Annotated in this window: 14 protein-coding genes and 1 pseudogene; 8 read left to right on the forward strand and 7 right to left on the reverse strand. The window is 71.6% G+C overall.

All coding sequences use genetic code 11. The features are described 5' to 3' along the window. Positions 1–133: 133 nt before the first annotated feature. A complete protein-coding gene (locus ACWENQ_RS00395; RefSeq protein ID WP_452412445.1) occupies positions 134–1,000 on the reverse strand; it encodes a CAP domain-containing protein in 867 nt (288 codons plus the stop codon). Positions 1,001–1,387: 387 nt separating this feature from the next. Further along, complete coding sequence (locus ACWENQ_RS00400; RefSeq protein ID WP_449928775.1) at positions 1,388–2,050, reverse strand: DUF998 domain-containing protein; 663 nt, start codon at positions 2,048–2,050, stop codon at positions 1,388–1,390. Positions 2,051–2,183: 133 nt separating this feature from the next. Between ACWENQ_RS00400 and ACWENQ_RS00405 the strand changes: the two genes are divergently transcribed. The 3 genes and pseudogenes from ACWENQ_RS00405 to ACWENQ_RS00415 all read left to right on the forward strand — a co-directional run bounded on the left by ACWENQ_RS00405 (position 2,184) and on the right by ACWENQ_RS00415 (position 4,490). Beyond that, positions 2,184–2,507 (forward strand): YciI family protein, encoded by a 324-nt coding sequence (locus tag ACWENQ_RS00405; protein WP_449928773.1) that lies wholly within the window; start codon positions 2,184–2,186, stop codon positions 2,505–2,507. Between the two features lie 12 nt (positions 2,508–2,519). Next, positions 2,520–3,743, forward strand: a pseudogene (locus ACWENQ_RS00410) (RNA polymerase sigma factor); the annotation flags it as partial. A 90-nt stretch (positions 3,744–3,833) separates the two neighbouring features. Beyond that, a complete protein-coding gene (locus ACWENQ_RS00415; RefSeq protein ID WP_452412974.1) occupies positions 3,834–4,490 on the forward strand; it encodes a site-specific integrase in 657 nt (218 codons plus the stop codon). A gap of 833 nt (positions 4,491–5,323) precedes the next feature. Here ACWENQ_RS00415 and dacB read toward each other — a convergent pair. Continuing rightward, positions 5,324–6,871, reverse strand: coding sequence for a D-alanyl-D-alanine carboxypeptidase/D-alanyl-D-alanine endopeptidase (gene dacB, locus ACWENQ_RS00420; RefSeq protein ID WP_449928771.1), 1,548 nt, complete (start codon positions 6,869–6,871; stop codon positions 5,324–5,326). 186 nt (positions 6,872–7,057) lie between these two features. Then, positions 7,058–7,609, reverse strand: coding sequence for an FHA domain-containing protein (locus tag ACWENQ_RS00425; protein ID WP_452412446.1), 552 nt, complete (start codon positions 7,607–7,609; stop codon positions 7,058–7,060). A gap of 80 nt (positions 7,610–7,689) precedes the next feature. On the opposite strand from ACWENQ_RS00425, the gene ACWENQ_RS00430 reads away from it, so the two are divergent. The 3 genes from ACWENQ_RS00430 to ACWENQ_RS00440 are packed head-to-tail and all read left to right on the forward strand — an operon-like array spanning position 7,690 to position 11,431. Next, complete coding sequence (locus tag ACWENQ_RS00430; protein WP_354909692.1) at positions 7,690–8,202, forward strand: PadR family transcriptional regulator; 513 nt, start codon at positions 7,690–7,692, stop codon at positions 8,200–8,202. Beyond that, positions 8,199–8,897: an ABC transporter ATP-binding protein gene (locus tag ACWENQ_RS00435; RefSeq protein WP_449928767.1), complete on the forward strand. Its 699-nt coding sequence runs from the start codon at positions 8,199–8,201 to the stop codon at positions 8,895–8,897. The genes ACWENQ_RS00430 and ACWENQ_RS00435 overlap by 4 nt, the downstream gene beginning before the upstream one ends. Further along, positions 8,894–11,431, forward strand: a complete 2,538-nt coding sequence (locus tag ACWENQ_RS00440; protein ID WP_452412448.1) for an FtsX-like permease family protein — start codon at positions 8,894–8,896, stop codon at positions 11,429–11,431. Before ACWENQ_RS00435 ends, ACWENQ_RS00440 begins: the two co-directional genes overlap by 4 nt. Here the strand turns inward: ACWENQ_RS00440 and ACWENQ_RS00445 are convergent. The 3 genes from ACWENQ_RS00445 to ACWENQ_RS00455 form a co-directional block, all read right to left on the reverse strand. After that, complete coding sequence (locus ACWENQ_RS00445; RefSeq protein ID WP_354909684.1) at positions 11,424–12,182, reverse strand: class I SAM-dependent methyltransferase; 759 nt, start codon at positions 12,180–12,182, stop codon at positions 11,424–11,426. The two genes, ACWENQ_RS00440 and ACWENQ_RS00445, sit on opposite strands and share 8 nt — an antisense overlap. Further along, a complete protein-coding gene (locus ACWENQ_RS00450; protein ID WP_452412449.1) occupies positions 12,130–13,500 on the reverse strand; it encodes an MFS transporter in 1,371 nt (456 codons plus the stop codon). The genes ACWENQ_RS00445 and ACWENQ_RS00450 overlap by 53 nt, the downstream gene beginning before the upstream one ends. Before the next feature lie 81 nt (positions 13,501–13,581). After that, positions 13,582–14,439: a hypothetical protein gene (locus ACWENQ_RS00455; protein WP_449928759.1), complete on the reverse strand. Its 858-nt coding sequence runs from the start codon at positions 14,437–14,439 to the stop codon at positions 13,582–13,584. Between the two features lie 231 nt (positions 14,440–14,670). On the opposite strand from ACWENQ_RS00455, the gene serA reads away from it, so the two are divergent. Both serA and ACWENQ_RS00465 read left to right on the forward strand, forming a co-directional pair. Continuing rightward, on the forward strand, positions 14,671–16,260 hold the full coding sequence (serA, locus tag ACWENQ_RS00460; RefSeq protein ID WP_449928757.1) for a phosphoglycerate dehydrogenase: 1,590 nt from the start codon (positions 14,671–14,673) through the stop codon (positions 16,258–16,260). A gap of 328 nt (positions 16,261–16,588) precedes the next feature. Next, a complete protein-coding gene (locus ACWENQ_RS00465; protein WP_354909674.1) occupies positions 16,589–16,711 on the forward strand; it encodes a hypothetical protein in 123 nt (40 codons plus the stop codon). Positions 16,712–16,766: the final 55 nt, after the last annotated feature.

Here is a 16,766-nt window from a genome sequence, read left to right on the forward strand (position 1 = left end):
CCGGAGTCGGGCGTCCGGGCAACGGAACGGCGCGGGCCCGCCTGCCGCTCCCTTGTGCGGAGGAGGAGCGGCGGCGGGCCCGCTGGGAGGCGTCGGGCGGGGTGATGGGTTGACCCGACGCACGTGAGGGAAATCAGTGGCGGGCGAAGACCTGGGTCCAGTGCGGGCCCTTCGCGTCGTGCCCGACACCGATGTGGGTGTAGTTGCAGTTCATGATGTTCGCGCGGTGCCCCGGGCTGTTCATCCAGCCCCGAACCACGTCGGCGGCGGTGCGCTGGCCCATGGCGATGTTCTCTCCCCAGGCGCTGACGGGGGAGAAGCCCGAGGCCTTGATGCGGTCGCCGGGGCCGCGGCCGTCGGGTGAGGTGTGGCTGAAGTAGCCCTTGGCCGCCATGTCCGCCGAGTGGCCCTCGGCCGCGGCGCGCAGCTGCGGGTCGTGGGTGAGCGGCTTGCAGCCGCCGGAGGCGCGCTCCGCGTTGGTGAGCTTGACGACCTCGTCCTCGATGGTCGTGCCGCCGCCGGTCGGCGTGCTCGTCGGGGTCGCCGTCGACGTGGTGGTCGGGCTGGCGGTCGGGGTGGTGGTCGGGCTCCCGGTGGGCGACGGCGCGGGCGTCGGGGCGGTGTCGCACGAGATCGAGGCGACGCCGGAGCGGTGCGAGTTGCCCCGGTAGTCGGTCGCGGTCACGTAGAGGCGGCGCGGCACGTCGCTGCAGCGGATCCCGGCCACGACGCTGCCGTTGGTGACGAGCTGCGAACCGCTCTTGAGCAGGCGGTCCGGTCCCGGGCGCACCTCGATGACGCGGACCCGCAGGCGCGCCTGGTCGTCGCAGCCGGTCCGGGCGGCGCCGCCCCTGACGGTGCCGGTGGTGTCGAGGTATGGCTTGGCCGCGACCACGCGGCAGGAGTTCTTCGGCTGGGTCTCCGCATACGCGGCGGTGACCGACGTGCTCAATGCCGCCAGACTTCCGAGGCAGGCGAGTGCCTGGAGCTGTCTGCGCACGTTGTCCTCCGTGGGGTTAGACACTGGGTCGATGACGCATTCTGGTGTGACTGAAACGAAATGTCACGAAAAAACCACGAAAATCTGGGGCTCCATGTGTCCCTTTCGTAACAAAGATCTCTTCTGTCCGCGGTAAACCATGTGCCCGACCTGCGCGTCTACGTCTCTTCGATCTCTGCGCCACCAGATGTGATGTGAAACATGTCGAGTGCCGGATTCCGCCCGCGCCGAAACCGCTGATCAGCCGCGGTCCACCTCGATCGCCCCTCGCCCTTTCCACGCCGATCTCATGCCGGAACCCCGGTACGCCGAACGGCCCTGCCTCTCCCGTCCGCCCCGGAGGTGGGGCGGAGGGGAGGGGCAGGGCCGGGAGGGGCAGGGCGGCGGTCACGAGCTGCGGCGGTAGCGGGCGGCGACCACGGAGATCCAGAGCATCGCGGTGATCGCCCCGATGGCCAGGGTGAGGGAACCCGCCGTGCCCCCGCTCATCGCCCAGCCGTTGCCGAGCAGGAGGGCGGTGCCGGCGACGCGGGAGGCGACGGCGCGGCCGCGGTCGCCGGCCCGGCTGAAGTGGCGGCCCAGGATGTAGCAGGCGGCGATCAGGGCGGCGAAGGCGATCGATCCGGCGGCCATGTGGCCGTAGCCGTGCCAGCTGATCGTCTGCGGCATGCCGTACGGGGTGCCGGTGGGGAAGCCGTCGCCCGGGTCCATGACCAGGACGCCGGCGGCCATCATGCCGATGCCGTTGAGGCGGACCAGCCGCGGCACCCACGTCCCGCCGGGGGTGCCGTGCATCGCACGGCGCAGGCCGGACGCGCCCACGACGGTCAGCACGCCCGCGACCAGGAAGTTGGCGATCTGCAGCCAGCCGAGTGAGCCGTTGGCCAGCGCGCTCAACGGGTGGCGGGTCAGGTCGAAGCCCTCGCGGGTGGCGGCCTGCAGGAGTGAGACCGTCGCCCACAGCGGCGCGGCCACGGTCGCGCAGGTGAGCAGGGCGCGGGTGGTGGCGGCGGGCCCGGCGGTGGCGGTGGGGAGCTGGATGGCGGTCATGTCCGGTGCCTTTCTCGGTGTCGGTTCTCATCCAGACGTCGATCCAGCGATGTGACAGGGAATGCGTGTGTTTCCTGTCGCTAGGGTGGTACGACGCGTAGGCAGCGACACGCGAACACGAGGAGGCAGGCCCATGCGCTACCTGATGATGTCCAAGGCTTCTGACACGCCCCCCGACGAGACCCTCTACGTCGAGATGGCCGCGTTCGTCGAGGAGCTGACCGCGGCGGGCATCCTGCTGGCCACCGGCGGCCTCGAGCCCGGCGGCATCCGCGTGACGTCCGCCGGCGACGAGATCACCGTGACCGACGGGCCGTTCGCCGAGGCGAAGGAGGCCGTGGCCGGGTTCGCGCTGGTCGAGGTGCGCTCGAAGGAGGAGGCGATCGAGCTGACCCGCCGCTTCCGCAAGATCGTCGGGGACGGCGAGAGCGTCATCCAGCAGGTCTTCGGGGCCTGATCCGCTGCCGGCATGTCCACGACGGACACCCATCGCAGCGTCGACGCGGTCTGGAAGCTGGAATCGGCGCGGATCATCGCCGCGCTCGCCCGGATGGTGCACGACGTCGGCCTCGCCGAGGAACTGGCCCAGGACGCGCTCGTCGCCGCGCTCGAACAATGGCCGCAGTCGGGGGTCCCGGATAATCCGGGCGCCTGGCTCATGGCCGTCGCCAAGCGCAGGGCCATCGACCACATCCGGCGCTCCGCCCGCCTGGAGAGCGGGTACGAGCAGTTGGCCCATGAGCTTCACCAGCCGCAGGACACCGAGCCGCCGGACACCGAGCAGCAGGACGTCCTACGGCTGATGTTCGTCTCCTGCCACCCCGTGCTGCCGACCGAGGCGCGGGTCGCGCTGACGCTGCGGCTCCTCGGCGGCCTGACCGCCGCGGAGATCGCGCGGGCGTTCCTCGTCACCGAGCAGCGGATCGCCCAGCGCATCGCCCAGGCGAAGCGGACCCTCGCCGCGGCGGCGGTGCCGTTCGAGCTGCCCGACGGCACGGAGACGGCCGCGCGCCTGTCGTCGGTGCTCGAGGTCATCTACCTGATCTTCAACGAGGGGTACTCGGCGACGTCGGGCGACGACCTGATGCGGCCGGGGCTCTGCCTGGAGGCGCTGCGGCTCGGCCGGCTGCTGGCCACGCTCGCCCCGGACGAGGCCGAGGTGCACGGGCTGGTGGCGCTCATGGAGATCCAGGCGTCCCGCTCGGCCGCGCGGACCGGGCCGTCGGGAGAACCCGTCCAGCTGCACGAGCAGAACCGGGGTCGCTGGGACCAGCTCCTCATCCGCCGCGGGTTCACCGCGATGCTGCGGGCCAGGGCGATCGGCGGCGCTCCCGGCCCCTACGTGCTGCAGGCGGCGATCGCCGTGTGCCACGCGCAGGCGCGAACCCCCGAGGACACCGACTGGGCGCAGATCGCCGCGCTGTACGAAGGGCTGGCCCGCCTGCTGCCGACGCCGATCGTGCAGCTCAACCGGGCTGTGGCCGTCGGGATGGCGCACGGGCCGCAGGCCGGGCTCGCCGTGGCCGACACCCTCGTCGAGGATCCCGTGCTGCGCGACTACCACCTGCTGCCGAGTGTCAGGGGCGATCTCCTGCTCGGCCTGGGACGGCACGCGGAGGCGCGGCTGGAGTTCGAGCGCGCCGCGGCCCTCACCAGGAACGCCGCCGAGCGTGACTTCCTGCGCCGCCGCGCCGACGAGATCGCGGTCACCGGCGCGCCCGTCCGGACGCTTGGCCGGGCCGTACAGGAATTCCTGGCACGGGACGATCTCGGCGCCCCGACGATCCGCTCCTACCGGCAGACCCTGCGCCGCCTGCTCCTGGCCCTGGGCGAGCAGCTGCCTCTGGACTCCCTCACCGCCGCCCACGTCACCCGGGTGTTCCAGACGGCCTGGGGCGACGCGGCGGCCAGGACGTGGAACCGGCATCGGTCCGCCATCCGGTCGTTCGGCGCCTGGGCGTCCCTGGACGATCTCGCGGCGGGCCTCGACCGGCGACCCGAGACGCGCGCACCCGCGGAGCGGATCGGCCCGGCACAGCTGGAGGCGCTGTGGAGCAGCCCTGACCTGCCCCTGCGCGAGCGGACGTTGTGGCGGCTGCTGCACGAGTCCGGGGCCGGGGTGACGGCCGTCCTGTCGCTGAACGTGGAGGACCTGGACCTCGACGACCGCCGGGCCCGCGCGGGCGGCACCTGGGTGAGCTGGCGCTCGCAGACCGCCGGACTCCTCCCTCTCCTGGTGGCCGGCCGCACCCGTGGGCCGGTGTTCCTCACCGATCGGCGGCCGCGGCCGGCCACGACGCCGGCGGCCGACCTGTGCCCGGAGACGGGACGCCGCCGCCTGTCCTACGAGCGGGCGGAGTACCTGTTCAAGCAGGCGACGAAAGCCCTCGATCCGTCGGGCGGCGGCTACACCCTCCGCCGGCTGAAGGTCGTCTCGTAGCCGCTCCCTCCTCCCTCCCGGCCGGTACGGCACGCCGTGCCACGCGCCACCCCGGGCGCGTGGCCGGCCTCCGTCCAGGGACACGCGTCACCGAGCGTCCGTGGCCGGGCGCCGTTACGGAAGGTGATGTCCGGACGGTACGTGGCGGATGGGGCCGCGGTCCCGGCACCGAGAGCTCCCGACCTCGGTGGAGTCCGTGGCGTCGATGGCCGCGCGACCGTGGCGGTCGGAGGGCGGCCCGTGCCCCTGATGCCGGCGGTCCCGTGACACCAGCGGCTCGGTCGAGATGCGGACCCCGTGATACCAGCGATTCGGTCGAGATGCGGATCCCCCGTGACTCCCGCGGTTCGGTCGAGATGCGGATCCGTAGGCGGGGCCCGGTACCTGCCGAGCCTCGGGCGGGTGGAACCGGCGAACCCGGTGGACCGGGTGGGCCGTGGGCGGTGCGGGGTGGGTGGTGCGCGGGGTGCGTGGGGTCGTGGGTTCGGAGGGTGCGTTGTGCGCGGGATGCGTGGGGCTGGGCGGTGCGAGGTGGGTGGTGCGCGGGGTCCGTGGGGTTGTCGGTTCGCGGGGTGCGTTGTGCGCGGGGCGCGTGGGGCCGTGGCGATGTGGGGTGGGTGGTGTGCGGGGTCCGTGGGGTTGTCGGTTCGCGGGGTGCGTTGTGTGCGGGATGCGTGGGGCCGTGGCGGTGTGGGGTGGGTGGTGCGCGGGGTGCACGAGCTGTGGGCTTCGCGGGGCGGGGGTGTGTGGGGTGCCGGAGGTGTCAAGTGTGTGGAAAGGGGACGGCCCGCCTGAAAGGTTCCGGGCGGGCCGTGCGGGTGGCGGTCAGAGGGTCAGCACTCGACGGGCTTGAGCCACGAGCACTCCAGCTCGCCGCCCTCCGGCGCGGCCGGGCTCTCCTCGCCGCGCAGCTGGGCGGCGGTGTCCGGAGCGGTGCGGCTGAACTTCGCCAGCCGTACCGCGATCTTGTCCTCGATGTCCTTGGGGGACCCGGACAGGTACTGGTTCAGCATGATCGAGAACACCAGCGGCTCGCCCTCGGCGCTCGTCACGTACCCGGACAGCGACGTGACGCTCGTCAGCGACCCCGTCTTGGCGTGGACGTTGTTGGCGGCGGGCGTGCCGCGCATCCGGCTGCGCAGGGTGCCGCCGGTGAAGCGGTCGGCGTTGCCGGCGATGGGCAGCGCGTCGTACCAGGTCTTGAACCACGGCTTGCTCCGCACCGACAGCAGCAGCTGGCTGATGGAGGTGGCGGTGACGCCGTCGCGGCGGGACAGGCCGGAGCCGTCGCGCAGGTTCAGGATCTGCACCCCGTTGGCCTTGGCGAAGTCGGAGGTGGCCTTGAGCCCGGCGGCCCACGTGCCCTGGCCGGCGACCTTGCGGCCCATGGCCTTGGTCAGGATCTCGGCGTGGATGTTGTTGCTGAGCTTCATGAACGGCACCAGCAGCTCGCTCAGCGGCATCGACTCGTGCTTGGCCAGCTCGGTCGCCCCCTCGGGCGCGCCGCTGACGGTGGGCCCGAGGACCTTGACGCCGTGGGCGTTCAACGCCTTGCGGAACAGGGAGGCGGCGTAGCGGGTGGGGTCGTCGACGGCCACCCACTCGCTGTACGGCCCGGCCACGGTGCCGGTGATGACGACCGTGTTGGTGGCGTGCCGGCGTTCGACGAGCACGTCGGTCGAGGTGCCGACGGTGGCGTTGTTGACGATCTTCAGGTAGTCGGTCTCGGGGGTGGTGGAGACCTTGACCTTGTCCCCGTCGGGCGCGACAGAGACGATGACCGAGCCCGCGTCGTAGTCCTTGTCGGGTGAGGCGGTCAGCGCGGAGATCGGGGCGGCGTAGTAGGCGGTTTCGTCGTCCCAGGCCCAGTCCTGGCCGAGCCGTACCGTGTCGAACCAGGTGTCGTCGGTGACCAGCTTGCCGGTGACGAGCTTGACGCCCTTCGCGGCGACGGCGGCGGCGAGCGCGTCGTAGTCGGCGGCCAGCATCGTCGGGTCGCCGGTGCCGCGCAGCACCAGGTCACCGGTGAGCACGGACCCGACGGTACGGCCGGCGGCCAGCGCGCTGGTGGTGAACCGGTGGTCGAGGCCGAGCACCTCGGCCGCGGCCGCGGAGGTGAACAGCTTGGCGTTGGAGGCGGGGGTCATGAGCTTGCCCGCGTCGTTCGAGTAGAGCTCCTCGCCGGTGGCGGCGCTCTTGACCACGACGCCGGCGCGGGCGATGTCCAGCCGGGAGTCGCTGAGGATCTGGTTGAGGTCCTGGGTGAGGTCGGCGACGCCGGGGGAGGGGTCGGCGGCCGTGGCGGGAGCGACGGGGCCGGACGCCCACGCGAGGGCCACGACGAGCGCTCCGGCGGCGAGTGAGGCGGGGGTGCGACGCATGGAGGTCTCCAGGGTGCGTACTTGGTCTCGCAGGGATCATGGGAGCGCCGATCCCCCGCCGCAATCCGCAAATTTCCGTATCTTTCCTGGCGTCCTTGCCGAGGTTGGCCATCCCGCACGTCGCCGCAGCGTGTGACGGCAGGTGGAAGCGCCTCGGCGCGGAACGGAAACCTCGGGCGATGTGGGTCAGACGGTGGTCGCCGGGCTGGACACCAGGAAGCCCACGTCGCCGAACGAGATCTCGTCGCCCGAGCGCACGCGCGCGGGCCCCACCAGCCGCCATCCGTTGAGGCGGGTGCCGTTCAGCGATCCCAGGTCGACCAGCATCCATGACCCGTCGTCCGTCCTGCGCAGCTCGGCGTGCACCCGGGAGACGGTCAGGTCGGCCAGCACCAGGTCGCAGGCCGACCCTCGGCCGACCACGTACCTGAGCCTGCTGTCGTCGGGCAGCGCCAGGCGCGGCAGGCGCGGCTTGCGCCACGCGGACTGCACCCGGGTGGTGAACTCCGAGACCGAGGCCACCACGTCGGTCAGCCGCTGGCGAAGGGTGTTGCGCGGGGGAAGGTCGGCGACCAGCTCGTCGAGCTCGTGGCGGCTGCGCGCACGTAGTGCCTGATCGACTCGGCCCACGAACGTGTCGTGACTCAGACGCCCCTCGACGGCGCGGTCGCGGAGCTCGTCGATGGCGCGATCACGTTCCCCATCGGAGGCGCGAAATGGGGGTTGCGTCGAGCTCATGCCCCGAGTATCGGCCCGAACCGCGTTTCCTGTCCAGAAAACCTTGAATGGGGCATACTGCGTATGCATACTCAGTATTCATGTCGATCAGACACGGGCTCCTGGCGCTGCTGAGCCAGGGGCCTCGGTACGGCTATCAGCTGCGCGCGGAGTTCGAGGCGTCGACGGGGGCGACCTGGCCGCTCAACATCGGCCAGGTCTACACGACGCTTTCGCGCATGGAACGGGACGGCCTGGTCGCCTCCGGCGAGGAGGACGAGCAGGGCCGGGTCGTCTACACGGTCACCGAGGCCGGTCGGGCCGAGATGGGGCGATGGTTCAGCACCCCCGTCGCCCAGTCCGACCGGCCGAGGGACGAGCTGGTCATCAAGCTGGCGATGGCCGTCACCGCGAAGGACGTGGACGTCGGCAAGGTCGTGCAGCGCCAGCGGACCGCCACGATGCGCACCCTGCAGGAGCTGACCCGGGCCAAGCGCGCCGGCTCGGCGGGCCCCGCCCAGCGTCTGGTGCTGGATTCGATGATCTTTCAGGCCGAGGCCGAGCAGCGCTGGCTCGACCACTGCGAGGCCGTACTCAAGGAGGCTGGAGCATGAAGCAGGTGGTGGTGTCGTTGCACGACGTGGCGCGCGTGCACGGGGAGGGCGAGGCCGCCGTCCATGCCCTGAGGGGCGTCAGCCTGCAGGTCGCGTCGGGGGAACTGGTGGCGGTCATGGGCCCGTCGGGCTCGGGCAAGTCGACGCTGCTCAACCTCGCGGGCGGCCTCGACCGGCCCACCGGCGGCACGGTGACCGTCGAGGGCGTCGACCTGGCGACGGTCAGGGACCTGGCGGCGCTGCGGCGCAGGAGCGTCGGCTACGTCTTCCAGGACCTCAACCTCATCCCCTCGCTGACCGCGGCGGAGAACGTCATGCTGCCCCGCGAGCTCGACGGCGTGCGCGCCCGCGACGCCCGGCGGGAGGCGCTCGAGGTGCTGGGCCAGGTGGGCCTGGCGCACGTCGCCGACAGGTTCCCCGACGAGATCTCCGGCGGGCAGCGCCAGCGCGTCGCGATCGCCAGGTCGTTGGTGGGCGAGCGGCGGCTGATCCTGGCCGACGAGCCGACGGGCGCGCTGGACACGCCGACCGGCGACGAGATCCTCGAGTTACTGCGCAGCCGCTGCGAGGCGGGCGCGGCGGTGCTGCTGGTCACCCACGAGTCGCGCTACGCGGGGTGGGCCGACAGGGTGGTGTTCCTGCGCGACGGGCTGATCGCCGACACGACGGCCGCGCCGGTGGAGAGCGCCCGATGAGGGCCGCGCTGCGCATCTCCCGGCGTGACGCCGCCAGGGCCAAGGGGCGCACCGCGCTGATCATGGTGATGATCGGCCTGCCGGTCCTGGTGATCACGGGGTTGCTCACCGTCGTGGCGACCGCGAACGTCTCGCTCCGCGAAGGGCTGGTCAGGCAGCTGGGCGCGGCCGACCTGCGGATCACGACGACGGAGTACGCCAGGGTCGGCGAGCAGCACGGCTCCATCGGACTGCCGGGCCCCGTCGACGACGGCGAACCGAAGCGGGGCGGGCCCACGACCGCGGCGCAGGCGGCCGCGCGGCTGCAGCCCGGCGCGAGGCTGATCGGCTTCGACGAGGGGAGCGTCGACGTCTGGCTCGACGACGGCTACGAGCACGTCAGCGCGGCCGAGATCGACCTGCGCGATCCCCTGGCGAAGGGCATGCGGCCGCTCGTCGCGGGCCGCTACCCCGCCGGTCCCGACGAGGTGGTGGTGGCCAACGGGCTCCCGTTCCGGCCCGGCGAGACCATCAGGGTCACCCGGGCCGACCGCCAGGTGAGAGTGGTGGGCGTGGTGGCCTACCCGTTCAGCTCCGCGCACCGCGAGATCATCGGGTTCAGGGGCGTGCTGCTGCTGAACAAGCGCGACGGCGCCGGCACCGGCTGGCTGGCCGACACCCCGGCCCCCGCGACCCTGGCCGACACCCGGCGCCTCAACGAGGTCGGCCTCGTCGGACTCTCGGCGAACACCGCCGCCTACGACAGGCCGATGGTGCCGACGACGAGCATGGACGTGCTGGCGGTCGCGCTCGTCGTCTTCATGGTGACGGCCGAGACCGTCCTGCTGGCCGGACCCGCGTTCGCCATCGGGTTGCGCCGCCGCAGGACGGAGCTCGCGATGATCTCCGCCCAGGGCGGCTCGGCGGCGCACCTGCGGGCGGTCGTGCTGGCCGACGGTCTCGTCCTGGGCGGCCTCGCCTCCGCCGTGGGGGCCGTCGCAGGGACGGCGGGCGGGCTGCTGCTGGTGCCGTTCGTCTCGACCACCGTGGGCCCGACCGACGTGCCCTGGTGGCAGGTGGCGGGCGTGGCGGCGCTCGGGCTGGTCAGCGGCGTGGTGGCGGCGCTGGTTCCCGCCCAGCAGGCGGCCCGCCAGGACACCGCCGCCGTGCTGGCAGGACGCTCGGGCAGCACCCGGGTCAAGGCCGGCAAGCCGGTGCTCGGGCTGGTCCTGGTGGCCGCCAGTCTCGCCGCGATGGTTCTGGCGGCGAGGACCGAGGAGTTGTGGATCTTCATGGCCGCCATGCTCGGGCTGCTCGGGATGGTGGCGCTGACGCCGTGGATCGTCACGGCCACGGGGCGACCGGCCGGCCGGCTGCCGCTCGCGCTGCGGCTGACCGTGCGCGACGCCGTCCGGCATCGCGTGCGTACGGCGTCGGCCGTCGCGGCCGTCATGACCGCGACCGCCGGAGCCGTCACGGTGGGCATCGGGATCTACAGCCAGCACATCGCCCACCAGGAGTCGTACCGGTCCGCCGTTCCGGCCGGCACGCTGGCGATCAGTGCGGCCGCCGCGGACGACGCGGAATGGGCCAAGATCCGCACGGCCGTGGAGGAACGGCTGCCCAGCGTCGAACTGGTCGGAGGGTACCGCGCGGCGGACGACCGGGGCCGCCTGCTCGACCTGCGCGCCCGGCGGCCGGTCCGGTGTGACGGATGCGGTGTGGAGTCCTTCGACTTCTCCATCGGCGACCAGCGGCTGCTCGATCTGCTCCAGGGCGAGCACGACCCGCGCACGGCCGCCGCGTTCGCGGCGGGCAAGGCGGTGGTCTTCGACCCGTCGCTGGTGCGCGACGGCAGGCTCGTCGTCGAGGCCGGCACCTACGCGTCCCGCGACCCGTACCAGACCTTCGAGCTGCCCGCGATCGTGGCGAAGGCGGCCGACCGGAACCTGGGCGCCGTCCTGGTCCCGCCGTCGGCGGTGGCGGCGAAGGGGTGGAAGCTCACCGAGCGCCAGCTCCACGCGCGGCACCAGCCGAAGGCCATGGACAGGTTCAAACGGGACCTCCTGGCGATCAGTCCCCATGCCGGCGCCAACCTGGAGAGGGGATATCACCGAGACATCGGCGATGAACTGCTCGTGCTGCTGGGCGGCACGCTGGTGCTGGTGCTCGGCGGCACGTTCGTGGCCACCGCGCTGGCGGCGGCCGACATGCGGCCCGACCTCGCGACCGTCTCGGCGGTGGGAGCGCCCGCCACGACGGGCCGGCTGGCGGTGGCCGGCCAGGCCGGCTACATCGCCGGTCTCGGCGCGCTGGTGGGCGCCGTCGCCGGCGCCGCCCCCGGTGTCGCGCTGGCGTGGGTGATGACCAGCGGCGGCGGCACGACCCGGGCATACGGCTGGGTCCGCGTCATGCAGGACATCAAACCGGCGACGATCGCCGTGCCGTGGCCCCTGGTCGGCGGCCTCGTGATCGGCCTGCCGCTGCTGGCCGCGCTCGTCGCGGGAGTGTTCGCGCGGCCAGGAAGGCTGACGGTGACCCGTCGCCTCACCTGACGGCGCGGCGCACGCGGAGCTTGGACTGCTTGAGCGGCAGGAGCTCCCAGTCGTCCATGAACTCCGCCGTCAGGCCGTGCCGCTCGGCCAGCCGCGCGAGCGTCTCGGTCCGGTAGTAGAAGTCTTCGCGCAGGACGTGGTGCTCCTTGCCCTGCGTCCTGTCGAAGGTGAAGTCGAACCAGCCGTCGGGCTTCATGACGCGGGTCACGTGCGCGAAGCACTCCTCGATCACGTGCAGAGGGGAGTGGGAGAAGACGCTGTGGGCGTGGACGACGTCGAAGTACTCGTCCGGCAGGAACTCGAAGCGCAGATCGCGGACGGGGATGAGGTGGGGGAGCTTGCCCTGCAGGCCGTAGTCGGCCAGCGTCCGCTGGGCGGCGAAGAGGATGTCGGGAGAGATGTCGAGCCCGTAGTAGTTGCCGGGGGAGAGGTAGTCGATGAACAGCCGCCCGGCGCGCAGGTTGCCGCAGCCGATCTCCAGCATGCGGTGCTCGGGGCGCAGGCCGTGCGTGACGAGGTAGTCGAACTGCGTCTGGCCCAGCTTCAGCCACCGCTGCCTGCTCTTGGCGCCGACGGCGCGGTCGGGGTTGCGGCCGGTGTCGGAGCGCATCACGGCCCGGTAGTAGTCGACGTGGTCACGGGTGTGCAGCCGGAACCACAGGTCTCTGGTGAGCCGCCGCGCGTGGGGGAGGACTCTGTCAGGGTGCCGGAGGGCGTATCTCGCCTGATGTAGAAGACTCGAGCGGGTCATGCAGAACATGTTCCGCTGTCAATCGGTAACGGAACGTCATGAGGACGGCAAGAAAGATAATGGAGGCTGGCACGGCTGTTTGACCGAGGAGCACGGCGGTGACGGCCGATTCCGGCTGCGCCACCGGCCTGCCCGGATCGGACGGCCCGAATCCACCCAGCGACAGCACCGCGCCGAAGATCAGCGCGCCGAAGGCGCTCACCGCGCTCTCGACCGCCGTCCACAACCCGGTGAACACGCCCGCGCGCCGCATGCCGGTCGTGGCGGCGTCGAGGGCGATCACGTCGGCCAGCATCGAGAACTGCAGCAGCTGGACGCCGGCGAACCCGATGCCCACCACCAGCAGCATGAGGTGCGCGAACAGGTCGCCGAACAGGGGCGTGGCGACCGCCGCCGCCGTACCACAGGCGAAGACGAGGCCGGCGATGAGCATCGCCCCGCGCTTGTCGTACCGCTTGGACAGCTTCAGCCACAGCGGCATCGTGAGCAGGATCGGCCCGATCAGCGCGGCGAACAGCGTGCTGGTCGCCTTGGGGTCGTCGAGAACGTAGGTGGCGAAGTACGGCGCCGCCGCCAGCATCACCCCGACGGCGAGGAACTGCGTGCAGCTCAGCGCCAGCAGCCAGCCGTACGACGCGTTGCCGCGCAGCACCGCGAACTGCGACCACAGCGAGCCGCCGTCGGGCTCGGGGGCGCCGGTCATGGGGGCGCGGGCCGTACCGAAGAAGGCGCCGAGCATGGCGGTCAGCATCACGATCGCGATGGTGACGCCCATCAGCCGGTAGCCGGCCGGCGTGCCGCCGTCGCCCTGGCTGTTGACGATGGCGGGTGCAACGACGCCGCTGATCACGGTCGCCGCGCCGATGAAGACCATCCGCCACTGCAGCAACGCGGTCCGCTCGTGGTAGTCGCCGGTCATCTCGGCGGGCATCGCCTTGTACGGCACCTCGAACAGCGCGTAGGCGGTGGCCGCGACCAGGAAGACCGCCGCCACGTAGACGGCGGCGGGCGTGCCGGTGAGCGGGGGGCCCGCGAACAGCGCCGCGAAGGCGAGCGGGAGCGTGCAGGCGCCCGCCAGCATCCACGGCCTGCGCGGTCCCATCCGTGACACCGTACGGTCGGACCACCGGCCCACCAGCGGGTTCACGACCAGGTCCCACGCCTTGGGCGCGGCCACGACCAGGCCGGCGAACCACGCGGGCACGGCCAGGAAGTTGGTCATGTAGTAGAGCAGCAGCAGTCCCGGCACCGCGGCGTAGGTGGCCGTGCAGAACGAGCCCACGCCGTACCCGAGCCGCACGCCGGTGGAGACGATCACGCCGCCAGTCAAGCCGACCGAGCTCTTGCTCGGTAGGCCCAATCAGTCCGTGACGTCCGTGCTCTTGCGCAGTAGGCCCAATCAGTCCGTGACGTCCGCGCACACCACGTGCGCGCCCAGCTCCACCATCCTGCGCTCGCTACGCGCGTCGGCCACCCGGGCCATGAGGATCGGCGCCTCGCTGGCCGCCAGCTGCGGCAGCCTGGCGCGAACCCCGCGGTGCAGGTCGCGGACCACGTCCTCGGCGGCCGACATGTGGACCTTGACGTGCAGCATGATGCCGGGGGCGCCCGAGGCCGTCCGCGCCTCGGAGATCCACACGTGGTGGACCAGCGGGTAGTCGGACAGCAGCAGCACGATCGCGCCGCGCAGCGCGGGCAGGATCGGGTGGGTGCACCGGCGGTAGCCGGGATCCACCTGCTGCATGGGCCCCGACAGGTGGGGGCGCGGCGCGGGGATCCACGACTGCGGCGCGGGCGCGACCTGCACGGGCGGCGCGCTCTGCAGCACCGAGCCGCCGGTCGAGACCGCGGCCATGGCCCCGGTCGCGTACGCGGTGGGCATCGCGCCGGACAGCACCGGCTGCGACCCCGTCCGCGTCGAGACGAGGAAACGCTGGAGATCCTCGATCGGTACGGCTGCCGCGGCCGGGCCTGCGGCGTCGATCACGATCTCCCGCACGCCGGTGACGCGCTGGATGTCGAGGATGGTGTCGGCGTCGCAGGCCGACAGCGAATGGCCGCCCCGGTGCCGTGCGTAGGTTTGGGGCCCGGTATAACCGAGCAGGACGCGGTCACCGACCTGGGTCGTGCCCAGGACGACGGAGCGGTCAGGGCGCACGGCGACCAGGATTCCCCTGTCGGCGAGTGCGGCCAGCAGCAGGTGCGGACTGCCGTGCTGGACGAGCACGTCGGCGAGAGCGGGGTTCCCGATGCTCATAGGGTGAACGATAGGTAGTAGCCCACGGCTTATCAGGCTAATAGCGAAGAAATCTCCCGATCAAGACAAAGTTGGCTGCGGTCGGGATGAGTTCCCGGGGGGTGGGTACCGGGCTCGCCCAGATCCTGAGACCCTCGTGAATGCGTTCACAAGCCTAGATAGACTCAGAGAGATCCGAGGGGCCCGCTGACGTGTCCCTCAGCCCGTCGCATGCCCGAAGGATCCATCACAGTGAACAAGCCCGTCGTTCTGGTCGCAGAGGAGCTGTCGGAAGCAGGTCTCGCGGTGCTCGGCGCCGACTTCGAGGTCCGTCACACCGATGGCGCCGACCGCTCGCAGTTCCTGCCCGCGCTCGCCGACGTGGACGCGCTCATCGTCCGTTCCGCCACCCAGGTGGACGCCGAGGCCATCGCCGCGGCGCCGAAACTGCGCGTCGTCGCCCGCGCGGGTGTCGGTCTCGACAACGTCGACGTCGAGGCGGCGACGAAGGCCGGCGTCATGGTCGTGAACGCGCCGACCTCCAACATCACCAGCGCCGCCGAGCAGACGATCGCACTCATCCTCGCCAGCGCCCGCAACACCGCGCAGGCCCACGCCGCGCTCAAGAACGGCGAGTGGAAGCGGTCCAAGTACACCGGCGTCGAGCTCGACGAGAAGATCGTCGGCATCCTCGGCCTCGGCAAGATCGGTCAGCTCGTGGCCCAGCGGCTGCAGCCGTTCGGCGTCGAGCTGATCGCCTACGATCCCTACCTGCCGCCGGCCCGCGCCGCGGCGATGGGCGTCAAGCTGGTCAGCCTCGAGGAGGTCATCAGGACCGCCGACTTCATCACCGTGCACCTGCCGAAGTCGAAGGAGACCCTGGGTCTCATCGGCGACAAGGAGCTGCACGAGGTCAAGCCGTCGGTGCGCATCATCAACGTGGCCCGCGGCGGCATCGTCGACGAGGCCGCGCTCTACTCCGCGATCAAGGAAGGGCGCGTGGCAGGCGCGGGCCTGGACGTGTTCGCCAAGGAGCCCTGCACCGACAGCCCGCTGTTCGAGCTGGACCAGGTCGTCGCCACCCCGCACCTCGGCGCCTCCACCCACGAGGCCCAGGAGAAGGCCGGCACCCAGGTCGCCCGCAGCGTCAAGCTGGCCCTCGCCGGCGAGTTCGTGCCCGACGCGGTCAACGTCCAGGGCGGCGTCGTCGCCGAGGACGTCAAGCCGGGCCTGCCGCTGGCCGAGAAGCTGGGCCGCGTCTTCACCGCGCTCGCCGGTGAGACCGCCACCAAGCTCGACATCGAGGTCCGTGGCGAGATCGCCGCGCAGGACGTGCGGGTGCTGGAGCTGGCCGCGCTCAAGGGCGTCTTCACCGACATCGTCGAGGACGCCGTCACCTACGTCAACGCGCCGCTGCTGGCCAAGGAGCGCAGCCTGACCGTCGAGCTGGTCACCAGCTCCGAGAGCCCCGACTGGCGCAACGTCGTCGGCGTGCGCGGTGTGCTGGCCGACGGCCGCACCGTCTCGGTGTCGGGCACGCTGTCGGGGCCGCGCCAGATCACCAAGATCGTCGAGGTCAACGGCTACGAGATGGAGATCGAGCCGACCGACCACCTGGCCTTCTTCACCTACACCGACCGGCCCGGCATCGTCGGCGTCGTGGGTCACCTGCTCGGCGAGAAGGGCATCAACATCGCCTCCATGCAGGTGGCGCGGGACGTCAAGGGCGGCAAGGCGCTGATCGCGCTGACCGTCGACTCGGCGATCCCGTCGGACGTGATGGACCAGATCGTGGCGGAGATCGGCGCCGACAGCGGGCGCTCGGTCGACCTGTCCGATTGACGCTTCCCATGGAGAACGCCCTTCCGCCGCTCGGCGGGAGGGCGTTCTTTCTTTCCGCTGTCGTCTCGCATCGTGAGATATTCGGACGTCCAACGAGACAGCCTGGACCGTGCCAGGTACTTTGGTAGGGATGCGCTGGGTACTCGTACTTATTACCTGCCGCGACGGGGCCTGTTAGGGCAGGTCGACTACCCGTCGCGGTGAGCGGCGTTGCGTCGGCCTTAAGTCCCCTTTCGTCCGGTCCGTGATCCGGACCGCACGAGACCAGGCCCGGTCGGATTCGCGACCGGGATCCGACGTCCGATTTCACTCGCGTCCGCGAAACGAGATGAGCCACGTGTACGACATGTATCCATGGAACCGCGCCGACGACCACGAGGAAGAGGCCGCGCAGGCCCTCCAGACCGCCCTGGACCGCAGGGACAACGGCGGTTCCCCCTTCCCCGGCTGAGCGGGACCGCCCCTTTCCCCGCTGGGCGGGACACCACCCTTCCCCCGCTGGGTGG

Source organism: Nonomuraea sp. NPDC004354, from assembly GCF_053602555.1.

Excerpts from the sequence above, each read along its gene's own strand:
- ACWENQ_RS00440 (WP_452412448.1), top strand. The coding sequence starts at position 8,894 with ATGAGGGCCGCGCTGCGCATCTCCCGGCGTGACGCCGCCAGGGCCAAG.
- ACWENQ_RS00405 (WP_449928773.1), top strand. The coding sequence starts at position 2,184 with ATGCGCTACCTGATGATGTCCAAGGCTTCTGACACGCCCCCCGACGAG.
- ACWENQ_RS00430 (WP_354909692.1), top strand. The coding sequence starts at position 7,690 with ATGTCGATCAGACACGGGCTCCTGGCGCTGCTGAGCCAGGGGCCTCGG.
- ACWENQ_RS00400 (WP_449928775.1), bottom strand. The coding sequence starts at position 2,050 with ATGACCGCCATCCAGCTCCCCACCGCCACCGCCGGGCCCGCCGCCACC.
- ACWENQ_RS00465 (WP_354909674.1), top strand. The coding sequence starts at position 16,589 with ATGAGCCACGTGTACGACATGTATCCATGGAACCGCGCCGACGACCAC.
- ACWENQ_RS00435 (WP_449928767.1), top strand. The coding sequence starts at position 8,199 with ATGAAGCAGGTGGTGGTGTCGTTGCACGACGTGGCGCGCGTGCACGGG.
- ACWENQ_RS00455 (WP_449928759.1), bottom strand. The coding sequence starts at position 14,439 with ATGAGCATCGGGAACCCCGCTCTCGCCGACGTGCTCGTCCAGCACGGC.
- ACWENQ_RS00445 (WP_354909684.1), bottom strand. The coding sequence starts at position 12,182 with ATGACCCGCTCGAGTCTTCTACATCAGGCGAGATACGCCCTCCGGCAC.
- ACWENQ_RS00425 (WP_452412446.1), bottom strand. The coding sequence starts at position 7,609 with ATGAGCTCGACGCAACCCCCATTTCGCGCCTCCGATGGGGAACGTGAT.
- dacB (WP_449928771.1), bottom strand. The coding sequence starts at position 6,871 with ATGCGTCGCACCCCCGCCTCACTCGCCGCCGGAGCGCTCGTCGTGGCC.